At 72.2% G+C, this 15,773-nt stretch carries 12 protein-coding genes and 1 pseudogene; 5 read left to right on the plus strand and 8 right to left on the minus strand.

What is annotated here, in order from left to right; translation table 11 throughout:
* Positions 1-92: 92 nt before the first annotated feature.
* Positions 93-2,702, minus strand: coding sequence for an AMP-binding protein (locus ACH4PU_RS15275; protein ID WP_398271526.1), 2,610 nt, complete (start codon positions 2,700-2,702; stop codon positions 93-95).
* Positions 2,703-3,145: 443 nt separating this feature from the next.
* On the opposite strand from ACH4PU_RS15275, the gene ACH4PU_RS15280 reads away from it, so the two are divergent.
* The 3 genes from ACH4PU_RS15280 (at position 3,146) to ACH4PU_RS15290 (ending at position 6,533) form a co-directional block, all read left to right on the plus strand.
* Positions 3,146-3,679 carry a hypothetical protein gene (locus ACH4PU_RS15280; protein ID WP_398271528.1) on the plus strand — a complete coding sequence of 178 codons (534 nt, stop codon included), beginning with the start codon at positions 3,146-3,148 and terminating at the stop codon, positions 3,677-3,679.
* Positions 3,680-3,888: 209 nt separating this feature from the next.
* Positions 3,889-5,328 (plus strand): pyridoxal phosphate-dependent decarboxylase family protein, encoded by a 1,440-nt coding sequence (locus ACH4PU_RS15285; protein ID WP_398271530.1) that lies wholly within the window; start codon positions 3,889-3,891, stop codon positions 5,326-5,328.
* Positions 5,329-5,405: 77 nt separating this feature from the next.
* Positions 5,406-6,533 carry a tryptophan dimethylallyltransferase family protein gene (locus tag ACH4PU_RS15290; RefSeq protein ID WP_398271532.1) on the plus strand — a complete coding sequence of 376 codons (1,128 nt, stop codon included), beginning with the start codon at positions 5,406-5,408 and terminating at the stop codon, positions 6,531-6,533.
* 110 nt (positions 6,534-6,643) lie between these two features.
* On the opposite strand, the gene ACH4PU_RS15295 is transcribed toward ACH4PU_RS15290, so the two are convergent.
* Complete coding sequence (locus tag ACH4PU_RS15295) at positions 6,644-7,177, minus strand: GNAT family N-acetyltransferase (RefSeq protein ID WP_398271534.1); 534 nt, start codon at positions 7,175-7,177, stop codon at positions 6,644-6,646.
* 75 nt (positions 7,178-7,252) lie between these two features.
* Here ACH4PU_RS15295 and ACH4PU_RS15300 point away from each other — a divergent pair, with 75 nt between their 5' ends.
* Together ACH4PU_RS15300 and ACH4PU_RS15305 are read left to right on the plus strand one after the other, a co-directional pair.
* Entirely contained in the window at positions 7,253-8,530 is a 1,278-nt protein-coding gene (locus tag ACH4PU_RS15300; protein WP_398271536.1) for an asparagine synthase-related protein, read from the plus strand.
* A 472-nt stretch (positions 8,531-9,002) separates the two neighbouring features.
* Positions 9,003-9,572 (plus strand): annotated as a pseudogene (locus ACH4PU_RS15305) (SRPBCC family protein); the annotation flags it as partial.
* On the opposite strand, the gene ACH4PU_RS15310 reads toward ACH4PU_RS15305, so the two are convergent.
* The 6 genes from ACH4PU_RS15310 to ACH4PU_RS15335 form a co-directional block, all read right to left on the minus strand.
* Positions 9,509-10,501, minus strand: a complete 993-nt coding sequence (locus ACH4PU_RS15310; RefSeq protein ID WP_398271538.1) for a helix-turn-helix domain-containing protein — start codon at positions 10,499-10,501, stop codon at positions 9,509-9,511. The pseudogene ACH4PU_RS15305 and the gene ACH4PU_RS15310 overlap by 64 nt on opposite strands.
* 118 nt (positions 10,502-10,619) lie before the next feature.
* Positions 10,620-11,987: a methylaspartate mutase gene (locus tag ACH4PU_RS15315; protein ID WP_398271564.1), complete on the minus strand. Its 1,368-nt coding sequence runs from the start codon at positions 11,985-11,987 to the stop codon at positions 10,620-10,622.
* A 14-nt stretch (positions 11,988-12,001) separates the two neighbouring features.
* The gene (locus ACH4PU_RS15320; RefSeq protein ID WP_398271540.1) at positions 12,002-12,436 is read right to left on the minus strand and encodes a cobalamin B12-binding domain-containing protein; all 435 of its coding nucleotides are present in this window, start codon (positions 12,434-12,436) and stop codon (positions 12,002-12,004) included.
* A 1-nt stretch (position 12,437) separates the two neighbouring features.
* On the minus strand, positions 12,438-14,366 hold the full coding sequence (locus ACH4PU_RS15325; RefSeq protein WP_398271542.1) for a non-ribosomal peptide synthetase: 1,929 nt from the start codon (positions 14,364-14,366) through the stop codon (positions 12,438-12,440).
* A 117-nt stretch (positions 14,367-14,483) separates the two neighbouring features.
* Complete coding sequence (locus ACH4PU_RS15330; RefSeq protein WP_398271544.1) at positions 14,484-15,512, minus strand: TauD/TfdA family dioxygenase; 1,029 nt, start codon at positions 15,510-15,512, stop codon at positions 14,484-14,486.
* Positions 15,513-15,515: 3 nt separating this feature from the next.
* The gene (locus ACH4PU_RS15335) at positions 15,516-15,734 is read right to left on the minus strand and encodes an MbtH family protein (protein WP_398271546.1); all 219 of its coding nucleotides are present in this window, start codon (positions 15,732-15,734) and stop codon (positions 15,516-15,518) included.
* Between the last annotated feature and the right edge of the window lie 39 nt (positions 15,735-15,773).

The raw sequence follows: 15,773 nt of genomic DNA on the forward strand, positions 1-15,773 counted from the left end.
CCATCGACAACACACTTGTACGACAACTCACTCTGTGTTCCCACCAGTTGCCGCCAGCGCACGGGACCGGTGGATTCTTCGGCAACGCTCCGTCACCATCCGTCCGGCACCCCTCCGTCATATGACGTACGCTCATTCAGACCGGCCACGATTTCTCTGCTCACGCGACCCCCCGCATTGCCGTTGGCCAGCACGACGAGACCGCGGTCCGCGCGCGCACAGAAAACCGACGCCGCGTAGTAGCCGGGCGGTGCCGCGACGAGATCGCCCGCCTCATCGGCACGGTGGACTGCGTTCTCCGCGCCGAGAGCGCGGAGGCCGTCCGGACCCAAGGCCGCCCCGCGCGCCGCGGTGTCCCGATCGCATGGACCGCCACGCAAGGAGCGCCGGAGCTCCAAGGCCACCTTGGCCAGATCCGGTGCGGTGGTCCACAGTTGGGACGGGCCCACGGCCCAGCGGACACCGTGCAGCGCTCGGCCGGCGGCGTCATGGCCCACGCGCGCCACCGGCGCGCCGCTCCCGCCGCCGCTCCGGACCGGGGGCCCGCCGAAGCGGCTGCCGTCCAGGCCGAGCGGCCCCAGCACCAGACGCCGCAGCAGGGGGCCGAGCACCTCACCCGTGGCATGCTCCAGCAGCGCGGGCAGCAGTGCGGCGCCGATGTCGGTCCCGCGGCGGCACAGCAGATCCGCCAAGGTGACCGGAGCGTCCCCGGCGCGGCCGGCCTCGGCGTCCAGCGCCAGCAACCCCTGGTCCACCAGGCGCAGGGCGCCCAGCGCCGCGACGTGCCGGCTCAGCCGCCCCGCCGGGAAGGCGGTGCGCGGAGTGATCGGCCTGCCCGCTCCGTCGCTGCCCGCGGCCTCCACCGCCACCAAGCGCCCGCCCTCCAAGAACGCGAAGCAGGCTCCCGGGACCCGGTGGGCCGCCAGCGACTCCACGAGACCGGATCCGCCGGGGAACAAGCGCTTCCCGGGCACGGCCCGGCTGCCGCGCCCCCCGGGCTCCCGCTGTCCGTGCCCGCCGGTTCGTCCGGGCAGCGCCGACCGCTCCACCCGTCCGTCGGCGCCGCGCGGCACCTCGTCGAGGAGGGTGATGCTCGTGGGGACCAGAGCGGCCGGCAGCCGCCGCCCGCAGTGGGCCGCCAGTGCCGCCGGGTCCAGCCCCTGTGCGCCGGGGCGCGGCACCACATAAGCGGCCAGCCGGACGTCGCCCGGTACGTCCTCGGCGTCGACGACGGCCTCGGCGACGCCGGGATGGTCGTGGAGCGCCTCCTCGGTCTCCGCCGGGTCGACCCGGTGACCGCGCGCCCACACCTGCCGGTCGGTACGGCCGAGCAGCCGTACCTCGCCCGCACTCGTCCGGTGGGCCAACTCCCCGGTGCGGTACATCCGCGTCCCCGCCGGGCCGTAGGGGTCCGGCACGAACCGCTGCGCCGTCAGCGCGGCCCGTCCCACATAACCGCGGGCCACACCCGGGCCGGCCACGTACAACTCCCCCACCGCGCCGTCCGGTACCGGCAGACCATCGTCGTCGAGCACCCGCATCCGGGTGTCGCCGTCGGCTTGCCCGGGGGGCAGAAGGGGACCGAACGACGTCTCGGCCGCCCCGTACGCGGTACACAGCCGTCCGGAGCCGAGCAGCCCGGCGAGTCGTGCCGCCGCGGGCCCGGACGCGCCGCCCGTGACCACGAACCGCCGAGCCAGTTCCGCACCCGCCGTGGGCCCCAACTGCTCTAACAGCAGTCTGAGGTGATGGGCTGTCAGCATGAGTGCCGAAAGTGATCGGGCACCCGACAGCCACGCCGCCGACATCACCGGATCCAGCGCCCGCGGCGCGAGAAGCACCCGTCGTCCGGCCCAGAGCGGCGCCCACAGCCCCGCCACCGTCCCCTCGGAGGCCACCGGCGCGAAGACCGCCGTGCCTCCGTCACCCGCCCCGGCGAACACCCCCGCGACCGAGGCCAGGTGATGCGCCAGTCCACGATGAGGAACCGCCACGGCGAGCGGCGGCCCGGCCGCCGAAGGCACCCGCATCACATACGCCACGTCCTCGGGATCCGGCGTCCGGCCGAGCGGCTCGTCCGAGAGCCGAGCCAGCGCGCCGCACACCTCGGGATCGTCCGCGTACCGCACCTGTCCCCCGAAGCCGGCGGCCGCGTACGGCATCTCGGTGACCAGAAACCGCGCCCCGGCGGCGCCGAGCAGGGCGCACAGCGGAACCGCCGGTGATTCCGGCTCCAGCGGCAGACACCCCGCCCCCGCCTTCCACACGCCGAGCGTCACCGCGTGCAGTTCGGCACCCGGCCCGAGCAGCACCCCCACCACCGCGCCGCGCCCCACGCCCAGCGACCGCAAATAGCGGGCCCAGCGGTTCGACGCCGCGTCCAACTCCCGGAAGGTCAGGGCGAATCCCTCGCCGCACAGGGCTTCCGCCTCCGGCACCCGGCGCGCCTGCCGCCCGGTGACCGTCACCACGTCGACACCACCGGCGCTCACCCCCTCGGCCACTCGATGACGCAGGCCCACCGGACGCGGATCGGTCCACACCTCCTGCACCCGTGCCAGGCACCGCTCCCGCTCCCCTCGGACGCCCTCCGCCCGCCAGCCGGCGGGCAGTTCACGGGCGGCCGGCCAGATCGCGTACTGTCCCTCGCCGTTGAGCACGACACACCACTCCGTGCGGGCGACATCCTGCGGTTCGGACAACGCTGCTCCTTTTCGGGTTCGTGGTCGTTCCCTGAGTCGGAACATTCGAGCCCATCTTGCCCGGATGTGCCATACGCGGCCTATGCGGGCAGTGGAGTCCCCGGGAACGAACGGCTCACCGCATCCGGATTCCCGCCACTCCGGCCACGGCCCTGGTCACGGGTCAGGGCGCCGGGGCCGCGCCGGACGCGCCGGCGCCGTGGTGCCGACCTGCGCGGAGAGGAGCCGCGCCGCGAGGTCGCGGAGAAAGTGAAGGGGCGGCGACGGCGAGGAGCCGCCTCCGGCGCTCCGCGCGGTCCGCCGACGGCGCCCAAGAGACCGCCAACCGACCGCCAACCACCGCAAGAGAACCGCGGGCTTTACTGCGGTCGAGACGCCGGGCCCGGCCCTCGCACGTATCCACGTTCCGCCAGGAACACGGCACTTCCGTGAAGGAGCACCCCATGCACGGCTTCTCCGCACGACGCATCGGCCTGATCTCGATCGCCGCCTCCAGCGCGCTCGCCGCTTCCCTGGCCCTGGCCGGACCGGCGGCGGCCGTCGCTCCGGCGACGGCGACGGCCACCTACGACTGCGGTTCCGCCGGCAGCGGCACCGTCACGCTCACCGCGGCCGACTCCGGCGGCGGCAAGACGATACGCGTCGACTCCACGGACATCCGGACCCAGTACCCGCTCAAGGCCAACACCGTGACCGCCACGCTGAAGCTGAACAAGACCTCCGGCGGTGCGACGAGCGAGGTGCGGTTCTCCGGCACCGCGCACGCGGCCGCGGGCACGGGTGACCCGATCTCGTTCGGTCCGCTCCCGCTCACCACCGGCTCCCTGGCCTCCGGTGACACCACCGACTCGGCCGCCCTCGCGGGCGCGCCGAGCGAGAACAACTGGTCCCTGAAGCTCACCGTCAACAAGCCCACCGGCTCCTTCAGCTCCTACTGCACCGCCACCGGCAACCAGTCGGCCGCCTTCACCTGGTAGTCCGTCGGCACGCCGCGTCCCCCGGCGAGGCACGGACTCCCCGGGGGACGCGGCGCGTCACCGCCCGTGGCGCCACGTCCGCCGGCGTCCGCGTCGCGCGGTCCACCCGCCCGGGGACCTCGGCACTCCCGGCGACGACGCCGCCCTCGGACCGCATGGTGACCGGAGTCACGGCCGCGACGCGCGGGATGTGGGCCATCCTGATCACCATGAACCTCCATCGCGCCACACCCCTGGATCCGGACCAGGGCACGATGGTCGAGATGGCGGACCTGGTGACGCGGCGGATCGCCGGCTTCCTCGCGACGCTCGACGTCCGGCCGACGCATGTGGGGACCGCTCCGGAGGCGGAGGAGGAGTTGACGGCGTCCTTCCTGTCCGGGCCGCCGGAGAGCGGTGCCCCCTTGGAGTCGCTGATGGACCGGCTCGGGGCGGCCGCCGGGAACGCCATCGAGTCCGCCGGTCCGCGGTTGATGGCCGCGGCGCCCGGCGGCGGGCTCTACTCGTCGGCGCTCGCCGAGTTCTACACCAAGGCGCTGAACCGGTACGGCACCCTCGCCGCCGCCTCTCCCGCGCTGACCGCCCTGGAGGAGGGCGTCCTGCGCTGGATGGCGCGGGACGTGTGCGGGCTTCCGCCCGGCGGTTCGGGCGTCCTCACCACCGGCGGGTCGATGGCCAACCTCTCCGCCCTGGTGACGGCCCGTCACGACCGGCTGGGGGAGGACATCGGGCGGGGCACCGTCTACGTCGGCGAGCAGGCGCACTACTCCGTCGCGAAGGCCGCCCGCATCGCCGGGATCCCGGGGCGCCACGTCCGCGTGATACCCGTCGACGGTGACCTGCGGATGGACCTCGACGCGGCCGCGGAGCTGATACGTGCCGACCGCGCCGCGGGACTGCGGCCGTTCCTGCTGGTCGCGACGGCGGGGACGACGGACACCGGTGCCATCGACCCGCTGACGGACGCGGGCGGTCTGGCCGCCCGCGAAGACCTCTGGTTCCACGTGGACGCGGCCTACGGGGGCTTCTTCCGGCTCACCGCACGCGGGCGCGAGCGCACGGCGGGTCTGGAACGGGCGGACTCCGTGGCCCTGGATCCCCACAAGGCCCTGTTCCTGCCGTTCGGCACCGGCGCCCTCGTCGTCCGGGATCCGGCCCGGCTGCACGCGGCGCACGAGGGGACGGCCCCCGCCCTCCAGGACGTCGGGGCGTCCGACGCCCTTCCGGACTACGCGCAGCGGGGCATCGAGCTGAGCCGGGAGAACCGGGGCGTGCGGGTGTGGCTCCCGTTGCACCTCCACGGGCTGTCCGCCTTCCGCGCCGCGCTCGACGAGAAGCTCGACCTCGCGGCCCGCCTGCACCGTCGGCTGAGCGCCGACCCGCGGCTCGACGTGCCCTGGGAGCCCGAGCTGACCACCGTCGCGTTCGCCGTCCGGCCGGGGGACGCCGGGGAGGCGGCGCGGCAGGACGCCGAGGCCGCGACCTGCCGGCTGCTCGACAGGATCAACGCCGACGGCAGGGCCATGGTGCACAGCACCACCGTCGGGGGGCGGCGCCTCATCCGCGTCTGCGTGCTCGCGCACCGTACGCACGGGGAGCACGTGGACGAAGTGCTCGACGCGATCACCGCCGGGACCGCCGGGCTGTGAGCCGGGGCCGGCCACGGGCCTCCCCAGGCCTCATCGAGAACGGTGTCGACATCACACGGAAAGTCGAGTCATCATCCATGGCAACCCGATATGCGCTGTTCGACGCGGCCGACGAATCCTTCGGCGCGTTCGTCTGCCGCCAATGGGCGAGCGCGGCGAGCGCGCTCCGCCTCCCCGCCGACGGCCTGAGACGGACGGAAACGATTCTCCGGGAGGTCTTGGCCGACTGGTTCGACGCGCCCGTCGGACGGGAGTGCCGCATACCCTCGTACGTCGCGGCGGACGGTTTCCCCGCCGAGCTCTCGGTCAACTGGTCGGGAGACCGCCCCGAGCTGCGGATCCTCTTCGACGCCGGCTTCCGCTCGCCGCGGCCCGCGGAACCGGCCAGGGCGGTGTCGCGGGCGTTCGCGGGCCTGCCCGGCGTCAGCCTCGACCGGTACCTGAGCGTCGAGGACGTCTTCCTCGACGACGCCGGCCACGAACCCGCGCCGCTCTGGCACGCGATGGCCTGGCGCCCCGGCGAGGCCCCGGTCTTCAAGGCGTACTTCGGGCTCTACCGGTGGGACCACCGGCGGCGCGAGGCCGTGACCGGGCAGGTCATGGAGCGGCTGGGCATGGACGCCGCCTGGCGGAGCACGGTACGGACGCACGGCTCCGGCTCCGACTCCGCCCCCGGCGGCAGGGAGCTGGAGTTCTTCGCCCTCGACCTGTCCGGCGCACCCACGGCACGGGCCAAGGTCTACTACCGCCATCACGCCGCGGACCTGGACACGGTCAACGCCTTCGCCTCGACGGCACGGGCCCACGATCCGCTCCACGCGGCGAAGGTGTACCGCGCGCTCGCCGGTCCGGACCGGAAGGACGCGGGTGAGGCGGCGTTGACGTGCCTGGCGTTCCGGGGCGGCGCGGAGCGGGCGGTCGAGGCGACCACCTACCTGCGGATGCCGGGCCTCTGCGAGGACGAACGGGAGGCGGTCCGCCGGGTCGAGGCGGTCCTGCGCGACGAGGGCGTGCCCACCGGCCCGTACCGTGCCCTCGTCGACGCCCTGGCGCCCGGGCCCCTGGAGTCGTTCACCGGACTCCAGGAACTCGTCAGCCACCGGACGGGCCGCCGCCGCGGCGACGTCACCACCTATCTCCGCTTCCCGGTGTACCCGGGCCCCTGCCCGGCCCCCGGCACGGCGGCCGAGCCCCTTCGGCGGTAGGCGCGCGGCGCGCCCACCGGGCCCGGGCCGGGCACGGCCGGGCCGTCCGGGCCAGGGCCCGTTCCGGCGTGGCGTCCCGCCCCGGGCCACCAGCCGGTACTCCCTCGCGGTCAGGCCTGGTACTCGGTGAGGTCGATGGAGTGGATGTGCAGGGGGAAGCCGTACTCGGGGTGGGTCGTCGCGCGCTCGGGTTCCATGCCGAGTTTGCGCAGCACGTTCTGCGAGGCCCCGTCGCCCGGGCGCACGATGCCGACGACCCGGTCGAGGCCGCGGTCCTGGAGCGCGAACTCCAGGGTGGCCTGGGCGGCTTCGGAGGCGTAGCCCTGACCCCAGAAGGACCGGCCGAGCCGCCAGGTGATCTGTACGGCGGGCAGCACGTCCGGCAGGAAGTCCGGGAGGGACAGGCCGACGGCGCCGGCCAGTTCGCCCGAGCCCAGGAGCTCCACGGCGAAGACGCCGAAGCCCTCCTCGTCCCACTCCTCCTCCCAGCGCTCGACGGTCTCCGCCGTACCGTCCGCGTCGAGGACCGAGCCGTCACCGATCCAGCGCATGACGTACGGATCGGCGTTGATGTCCGCCAAAGGGGCCAGGTCGTCGTCGTGCCAGCGGCGCAGGAGCAGGCGGGGGGTGTGGATCTCGGTCATGGCTCCCATACTGCCCTGCGAGGCCCAGACGGCGCTCACCGGCCCGGCGGCCGGCGAGGCGGGTGCCGGCGCGGTGTGAGAGCCTCCGCCCTGACCTACGACCTGGCCGTCCGGGAAGGCGAGAGGCCGGTGGACGACGAGACCGCCGGCCGGGTCTTCGGCGACCTGTACGACCGATACCTCGACGGCGGGGCGGGGACGCCGCCGTCCGAACGGACAGCGGCCTACGTCGCCGCGCTGCTCGACCGGTGGTGCGACATCACCGAGGACGAGGAGGACACCTCGCCCTGGTCGGCCGGCCCGCTGATCGACGAGGCCGACGAGGACCTGCACTGGGCGCGGAGGGCCGCGGCCCACCTGCCCGGGGTGCGCCGCGTCGTCTACCCGTCCGAGGACCTCCCCGGCTTCTTCGGCGCCGACGGCGCGCTGCTGCCCCTGGACGCCCTCCCGGACGAGCCCGCCGTGGCCCTCGCCAGCGCACCCCGGGTGCGCGCGGTACGGGAGAAGGCGAGGGCGCACGGTTCGGGGCTGCACGTCGACGGCTTCGGCGGCGACCAGGCGCTCTCCGGCCACCCGGGCTACGACCACGACCTGCTGCGCAGCCGGCCCCTGCTGGCCGTGCGGGGGCTGCGGACCGTGCGCTCGCTCGCCGGGCCCGCCTGGCGTCCGGCCCTGCGCGATCTGCTGGACGGCGGCTCCTACCAGCGCTGGCTGGCCGCGGAGGCGGCGGAGATGACGCGCCCGCGGTCCCGTCCTCCGGAGCACTCGCTCTTCGCCTGGGGCGGTTCGCTGCGGCCGCCGGCGTGGGCCACTCCCGACGCCGTCCGGCTGATCACCCGGGAACTGCGGCGGGCCGCCGCGACGACCCGCCCGCTGGCCCCCTCCCGCGGCCGGCACGGCGACCTGCTGGAGATCCAGAACGTCGGCTGGATGATCCGCCAGCGCCACCAGCTGGTGGACACCGCGGACTTCACCCAGTCTTCCCCGTTCCTGGACGACCGGGTGCTGCGGGTGTGCCTGGCTGTACGGCCCGAACAGCGCGCCACCCCACGGGAGTTCAAGACCCTCGTCAAAACCTCCCTGGCCGACGTCCTGCCCCGCGACCTGCTGACCCGGCGCAGCAAGGGCGACGGCGGCCGGATCGCCGCCGAGAGCTTCGAGCGGCACCGGCGGGAGCTGGCCACGCTCTTCGAGTCCTCGCGGCTCGCGGAACTGGGGCTCGTCGACCCCCGGCCGCTGCGCGTGCTGTTCCGCCGCCCGTTCTCCCTCCGCGGCCACGGGAGGACGATGCCGACGGCGCTCGCCGCCGAGCTGTGGGCCCGGACCGCCCGCACCACCGCCGTCCCCGGGTGACGGCCGCCGGTGTCCCGGTCGCCGAGGTGCCCTTCGCGCAGCGGGGCGAGGAGCAACAGGGAAGGCGCCCCGTCGAGCACCGCGACCGCTTGGGCGACCTCGCGCGTACGCGCCTCCGACCGGTGCAGACAGCTGGTCAGCGCCAGGTGCAGCGCCTCGCGGGAGACGTACTCGGCGTCGTGGCGGGCCATCCCCGGGCGGCGGCCTGGTGGTCGTCCATCATCGCCGACAGCAGGAGCGGGCTGCCCCCGGACACGGCGTGGAAGGAATCGTCGAGCTCCGCCGCCGCGGCCGGGCCGGACCTCGATCACGCTCCGCGACTCGGGCCGGGACAACAGCCCCAGCCGTATCTTCACGCTGTTGGGCTGCCGGCACAGCTCGGCCTGGAAGTCGGGATGCGCCGGCCGCACCATCGACGGCTCCGTGAGCACCAGCAGCAGGCGCGCGGACACCGTGCAGCACCACGGTCAGCCACACCCTTGTCATCGCAGCGCAGCCCGGGAAGGTGCTGTCGACGCTGCGGGACACAGCGGCCTACCCCCGCTGGCAGCAGGACGTGGAATCCGCCGAACTCCAGGAGGCGGACGAGCCGGCCCGGCCCGCGCGCGCCCGGCTGGTGCTCAGCGCCATGGGGAAGAAGGTGGAGCAGGTCCTGGCGTTCGAGCACGCGGACCACCGGCTGGCCTGGTCCCTGGTGCCCGGCCAGGAGGACTCCGTGATGCCGCGGAACAACGCCGAGTTCCACCTCGCGGAGACCACCGACGGCGGCACCGAACTGACCATGCGCCAGGAGCTCGAGATCAAGCTCAAGCTCCCCCGCACCCTGGCCCGGCGCATCGTCGAACGCCGGTCCGGGGCCATGCTCAAACAGCTCAAGGAAGCCGTCGAGCCCTGCCCCCCGCCCCTGCACGCCGACGCACCCGCTGCCGCCGCCCCGGCCGGCCCCCCGGGCGCGTCACCGCGCGCTCCGCCATGGGTTCACACGGTCGACTCAAGGCCGAGGAGGGCCTGGTACCGGAAGTCCCTGGGCGTGATGCCGTAGGCACTACGGAAGGCGCGCGAGAAGTCGGTGGCGCGGGTGAAGCCCGAACGGGCGGCGATGGCCTGGATGGTGACGAAGCACATCGCGGGGTCGGCGAGAGCGCGGCGGGCGTGTTCCAGGCGCTGGCGGCGGATCCAGGCCGCGATGGTCTCGTGCTCGGCCTCGAAGAGGCGGTGCAGGTAGCTGATGGAGATGTGGTGCGCGGCGGCGATCGTACGGGGGGTCAACCCCGGGTCGTGCAGGTTCCCTTGGACATACGACCGTATCCGCAGTACCAGGGTCCGGCTACGGGTTTCCAGCGGAAGGACACGGTCGGCGTCCAGAGCGTGAGCGAACAGTGCGGACACCAGGTCGACCACGACCATTCCCAGACGTGGGCCGTCGGATGGCTGGTAGGGGTCGGTGTCCGCCATCAGCTGGGTGAGGAACTGTATGAACAGGGCACCCATCCCTTTCCGTCCGGACATGGTGTGGGAGAGCAGTTGGTCCACCTTGTTCCGCGGCAGGTGCAATTGTCCCTTGGGGATTTCGATTCCGATCCCCGTGAACAAATCGGGTCCGTTGGTGCTGTTGACCTCAACCGCCCGTGAGGTGTCAAATACCTGTATCTCGTAAGGTCCGTACGCGGTCTTCCGATCAGCCCAGGCGACTCGGTTTGTCCCGTTCAAAGGGATCCCGATGTGGTAGTGCTCGGGATCGGACTGGCGGATGAGCTTGGGAGTTCGGCGATAGCGAAGGTCACGGTGGGTCGCGGGCCAGACATGAATCGTGCCAAGCTCCAGAACTCGCTGATGTGCCCGGTAATCCGCCGCGTGGTCGCTGTACAGGTCCAACGGCGTAGCAGTGGTCCGGCCGACGCGCTCGCACCAGGAGTCGAACCGGTCCGCAGCAGGCAGATCATCGGTTCGGAACACGGTTTCGTTCAGCATTGCATCTCCTGTATTGCCCCACGGCGGTGTGATTCAGCACCAGAAGCGGTGAAGCGTTCCGCGTCCGCAGGGATGGCATTTCTTGGCACGGCACCTTATACAGAAGTGCGGCTGTTCTTCATTCAGAAATCCGGACCGCGGGTCGGGCGGGGTTCGGAGCCCCTGTGGGGCCCGTCGTGCCGGCGATCGCGTCCCGGTCGTACTCCCTGCGTACATAGGACAAGGCGCCCAGCAACTCGGCCGAGCCGACCTGCCTGGCCCCGCTCGTCTCGACGAGGCCGCCCAGCGGCAGGGAGCCGAGGTCCGCCCATCTGATGCGGCCGGTGTCGTCGAGGTAGCTGCGGCAGCGTCCTTGGTTGTCCGGGTGCAGGCAGTACGGGATGTCGAGGTACCCGAACCGGAATGCGCGGATGAGCGCCTTGCCGAGGTCGTCGTCGAGTTCCCGCACCGCCTCGATCAGGCGGAGCGCTTCGAGGTAGGTCTGGGAATCGCCGGGTTCCGGGACTCCGGCGCCCTTGGGCTCGTCCGGGGCCGGCCGGTCCCTGGCCCACCGGCGTATGACCGCGGCGGCGTATTCGAGGGCGGCCACGTTCTCCTCGATGGTGGGGATACGGCTCGATTCGGACACCGTTTTGACGATCAGCCGCTCCGTTCCGGTGGACGCGGCCAGCTCGGCGGCCTCTCCGAGCAGTCGGTAGGCGCCATTCACCGTAGTGGGATAGACACCCATGTAGGTGTAGAGCACGACGTGCCACTCCACGTCCGGCAGAAAGCGGCGGCACAGACGGCGCAACGCCGCGATGGCCTCCCTGTTCTGCTCGGGGCTGGGCTGCTGGGCGTAGCTGACCGAGATGCTGTGCAGCCCGTGCTGTCGGAAGAACAGCGCTTCCAGGACGCTGATGGCGACCAGCAGGCTCGGTGGACAGAGCTGTCCCATCATGCAGCCGCCGAAGGTTTCGAGGTGCGGCCGGGCGCCGGTTTCGCCGTTGTGTGCCAGGAGGCGGCAGGACACCTCCCAATTGCGCACGGACTCGGTCAAGGGTGTGCGCCCGTAGGGGAGGCAGTACGACACCGGCCCGCCCTCGGTGGCGTTGAGGCCGGCGGCGAGCAGCGAGGTGACGATGTCGAAGGGAGCCGGGGATCCGTGGCGTACCTGCACCCCGAAGGTCGCCGACGGGATTCCTGCCAGTACGTCCCGCGTGGTGGCGGCGCTGTGATGGGCGATGGGGTATCCGTTGAGGCTGACGCCTGCGGTCAGTGCGTCGGCCACCGCACGCAGGTCGCCGACCCGGGTGTAGCTGTCGACGGTTATCGTGCCCGCCGTCGCGGCGGCCACCTCTTTGGTCGCGAGGAGGCCCGCGCGCATGGCTCCGGGATCGCTGAAACCCATGCGGGGTTGTACGACGGGACCCGCGGCCCGGTGCCGTTCCCTGACGAAAGAGCCGAAGTCGGGGAGACGGTCCGCCGGAGGCGGAACGGAGGGCAGAAGTCCGCCGCCGGTCACGAGGCGACCCTCTCCGAGAGGGACGCGACGAAGCGGCAGAAGTCCGCCACCGCGTGGGGGCGATCCGGGAAGACGGCGTCGAATCCGGCGTCACGCAGTTCGTCGGCGTGGTGGGGCCCCGTTCCGGAGATGCCCAGCTTTCCGCCGATGACGGCCGGAAGCGCGACGAGGTCCGCCGTCGCGCGGATACGTGTGATCAGGCGCATGCCGTCCCGGTGGCCATGGCCGTTGACGCTGCTGAGGAGAAGCAGCCGGGGGCGGTACAGGAGGCATGCTTCGACGATGGCTTCGTCGGAGACGCAGGGGCCCAGGTTGACGGTGGGGTGGCCGAGTTCCTCGACGAGGAGTTGCAGGTAGATCAGGTTCCAGGTGTGCGTGTCGGAGGCCGGTGCGGCGATGAGGACCGTGTGTGAGTCTCGTGCGGCGGACATCTCAGACCGTGGTTCCCTTCGTCATTGCGGTCGCTGTTGTCGTTGTGGTTCCCGCCGCGTCGAGGAACGCGGTCAACTCGGCGAGCGACGCGTCGTCGTCGAGCAGCATGCGCAGGGGTACTTCCGTGCCGAAGCGGGTCTGGCACCAGGCGAGGAGCCGCACGGCGGTGAGCGAGTGTCCGCCGAGGGTGACGAAGCCGATCTCGGCCCCGCGGGCCGGGGGCGGGCGCAGCAGGCTCCACCACTTGTCGGCGAGGGTCTCCTCGTCCGGTCGCGGTCGCGGCGGGTCCGGGTGGGGGACCGTGCCGGGATCCGCTCCCCGGGCCAGGATGTCGCGCAGTCCCGCGCGGTCGGCCTTGCCGCTGGGGGTCAGCGGAATCGCGTCGGTCCAGTGCACGGTGGCCGGAAGGTAGGCGGGTGGCAGGCGGTGGGCGAGAAAGGCGCGGAGCTCGGGGCCGGCCGGGGGCTCGAGGGCCGTTGCGCGGGCCGGGGTCACCACCGCGGCCAGTTCCAGGTCGCCGTCGGGCGAGTTCCGCGGTATGACGACGGCCTGGCCCACTGCCGGGTGCCGGCAGAGGGCCTGCTCGATCTCGGCCGGTTCGATCCGTACGCCGCGCACCTTCAGCTGGTCGTCGATCCGGCCCAGGTACTCGAGCTCGCCGCCGACGACGCGGACCAGGTCGCCGGTGCGGTAGCGGCGCTCACCGTCCGAGTCGGCGAAGGCCGCGGCGGTGGCCCCGGGGCGGCTCGCGTAGCCCAGCGCCACGGGTCTGCCCCCGATCCAGAGTTCCCCTTGTTCTCCGGTGGGGACGGGACGTCCCTGGTGATCGAGCACGTACAGGTCCGTGTTGTCGATCGGCCGGCCGATGAGGACGGGCTGCTGGGGTGGGAGCGGGTTGGGCACCGGCCAGTGCGTGACGTCGATGGCGGCTTCGGTCGGACCGTAGAGGTTGACCAGGTCGGCCGCGACGGCGCGCTGGAATCGCGCGACCAGTCGGGCGGGCAGGGCCTCGCCGCTGCAGAACACCAGGCGCAGAGAGGAGCAGGCAGGTGCGAGGGCGGGGTCGGCCAGGAACTCGGCCAGCATCGACGGCACAAAGTGGCAGACGGTCACCTGATGACGGCGTATGGCGTCGGTCAGTTCGCGGGGGTCTCGTTGTCCGCCCTCCGCGAGGTACTGGCAGCGGGCACCGGTGATCAGTGGGAGGAAGATCTCCCATCCCGAGACGTCGAAGGTGCAGGGGGTCTTCTGGAGGACGACGTCATGCGGGCCCAGTGGGTAGGCGCGACGCATCCATGCGAGGCGGTTGCACAGCGCTTCGCTGCCGAGCATCACGCCTTTGGGGGTGCCGGTGGAGCCGGAGGTGAACAGGACATAGACCGGTTGGTCCGCCGGGACAGGCTCCAGGGGGCGGAGGTCGGCGGAACGGGGCGGTGCGGGGACGGCGAGCGCCGGCAGGCCCTGGAAGGGGGTGCCCGGATCGTCCGGGGTGGCCGTGATCACCGCGGCCGCCCTGGTGTCGTCGAGCATCCGGGCCACCCGTTCGTCGGGCTCGCCCAGGGCGATCGGTACGTACCAGCACCCGGCTTTGAGCACGCCCAGAAAGGCGACGGTCAGGTCGATGCTCTTGGCCAGGCGCACCGCCACCGCCGCGCGGCCCCCGCCGGTCGATTCGAGCAGGGCGGCGGCCAGTGCGTCGGCGGCGAGTTCGAGCTCCCGGTATGTCAGCGTCCGGCCGTCGTCGGCGCAGGCGATGCGGTCGGGGGTGCGTTGCGACTGTTCCCGTATCAGGCCCTGGATCCCGTGTGGGAAGAGCTCGCTGACGCGGGGCCCGGTCAGGGCCGGAGCGGAGAAGTCCGGGCCCGGTGTACGGGTATGCGGTGTCACGGCGGTGGGGTTGGTCGGGGCGGTGTTCTCGACGATGTTCATGCGGCTGCTGCCTTTTCGACCGGTGGCCGGGCTCGATCCACGGCATCGAGCCCGGCCACTCCGTGTGAATGCGCCAGGTGCGTGCTGCGCGTGCGGGCGCGCCTCGTCAGTGTCTTGTCACCGGCCCGTCGTCGGTGGTGGATATGTCGGTGCGCAGTCGGCCAGGCGCACCGGATCGCCGAAGAGCAGCCCGAGTGCGCGCTCGCCCGCAAAGGGTTCGCGGCTGTGTGCCATACGGATGTTGTCGACCAGGAAGAGGTCGCCGGCCTGCCATGGTTCGCGGAGGGTGGCCGCCTCGTAGACATCCGCGATGACGCCCACCGTCTCGGCGTCGAGCGGTTCGCCGTCCCCGTAGGACGTGGTGAACGGCAGCCCGTCCGGCCCGAACTGGCCGAGCATGAACTCACGGACCGCAGGGTCGAGATTCCATTCGCTGAGGAAGCCGACCTGGTTGAACCAGCAGCGCGCACCGGTGATCGGGTGGTGAATCACCGCCGATCGGCGCTGACGGGTGCGTAGCCGGCCGTCCGCCCGCCATTCGGTCGTGATCACGTTGGCCCGGCAGTATTCCTCCGCCGCGGCGCGGTCCGCGGCGTCGAACGCCTCCTGCCATGACAGGCCGACCAGGTTGTTGTACGAGCGGGTGAGCGTCCACCCTTCCCGTACGAACCGTTCCACCAGGAGTTCGGGGAGCTCGGCCAGGACCCGCTGCGCATCGGCCACGCCCGTCACACCGCCCCTTTCCGGTGCGGTGAAGCAGCCGATCGCCAGCAGTCGGGGGAACTCCAGCGCATGACTCAGCTCGTGATGCATGCACATCGGCTGGTCCGCCGGCCATTCCAGGGAGGAGACGACATCCGCACCGAGCCGCTGTCGGCGGGCGAACGCCTCGCGTTCCGGAGCCGGGCGGGCGGTGAGCCGCTCGCCGATCCGTTGCAGCGTGACGGCCTCCCGTATGCCGAGCCCCCGTACCAGAACCGCGCCGTGGCGGAGAACGAGGTCGTCCAGTTCGGTCCGGCGGTCGGCGATCCAGTCCGGGGCATGCTCGGGCCGGACCGTTTCGGTCACCCTCAGGAGGGCCGGCTTCGCGGGGGCGATCTCCACGTCCAGTCCGGTGGCCCTGGTTGTCAGGTCAGGTGTGGCCATGTGTCAGGCTCCGGTCTCTTCCATGGCCTTGACCAGGCTGGCGGGGCGCATGTCCACCCAGTTCTCCTCTATGTACTCCAGGCAGGCGGCGCGGCTGTCCTCCTGCTTCGCGACCGTCCAGCCGGCGGGAACGTCGATGAAGGAGGGCCAGAGCGAGTGCTGGCCTTCATCGTTGATCAGGACGAGGTAGGTGCCGTCCGGGTTCTCGAAGGGGTTCGTCATAGCGTTCCTCTTTCCATGAGCTGATTCTCCGGGTCCTTC

The organism is Streptomyces sp. NPDC021100, from assembly GCF_044333095.1.
Lineage (GTDB): Bacteria > Actinomycetota > Actinomycetes > Streptomycetales > Streptomycetaceae > Streptomyces.

Bases quoted from the DNA above. Each gene is read 5' to 3' on its own strand.
- ACH4PU_RS15280 (WP_398271528.1), top strand. From the start codon at position 3,146: ATGCACGGCTTCTCCGCACGACGCATCGGCCTGATCTCGATCGCCGCC.
- ACH4PU_RS15285 (WP_398271530.1), top strand. From the start codon at position 3,889: ATGAACCTCCATCGCGCCACACCCCTGGATCCGGACCAGGGCACGATG.
- ACH4PU_RS15290 (WP_398271532.1), top strand. From the start codon at position 5,406: ATGGCAACCCGATATGCGCTGTTCGACGCGGCCGACGAATCCTTCGGC.
- ACH4PU_RS15295 (WP_398271534.1), bottom strand. From the start codon at position 7,177: ATGACCGAGATCCACACCCCCCGCCTGCTCCTGCGCCGCTGGCACGAC.
- ACH4PU_RS15310 (WP_398271538.1), bottom strand. From the start codon at position 10,501: ATGCTGAACGAAACCGTGTTCCGAACCGATGATCTGCCTGCTGCGGAC.
- ACH4PU_RS15320 (WP_398271540.1), bottom strand. From the start codon at position 12,436: ATGTCCGCCGCACGAGACTCACACACGGTCCTCATCGCCGCACCGGCC.
- ACH4PU_RS15325 (WP_398271542.1), bottom strand. From the start codon at position 14,366: ATGAACATCGTCGAGAACACCGCCCCGACCAACCCCACCGCCGTGACA.
- ACH4PU_RS15330 (WP_398271544.1), bottom strand. From the start codon at position 15,512: ATGGCCACACCTGACCTGACAACCAGGGCCACCGGACTGGACGTGGAG.
- ACH4PU_RS15335 (WP_398271546.1), bottom strand. From the start codon at position 15,734: ATGACGAACCCCTTCGAGAACCCGGACGGCACCTACCTCGTCCTGATC.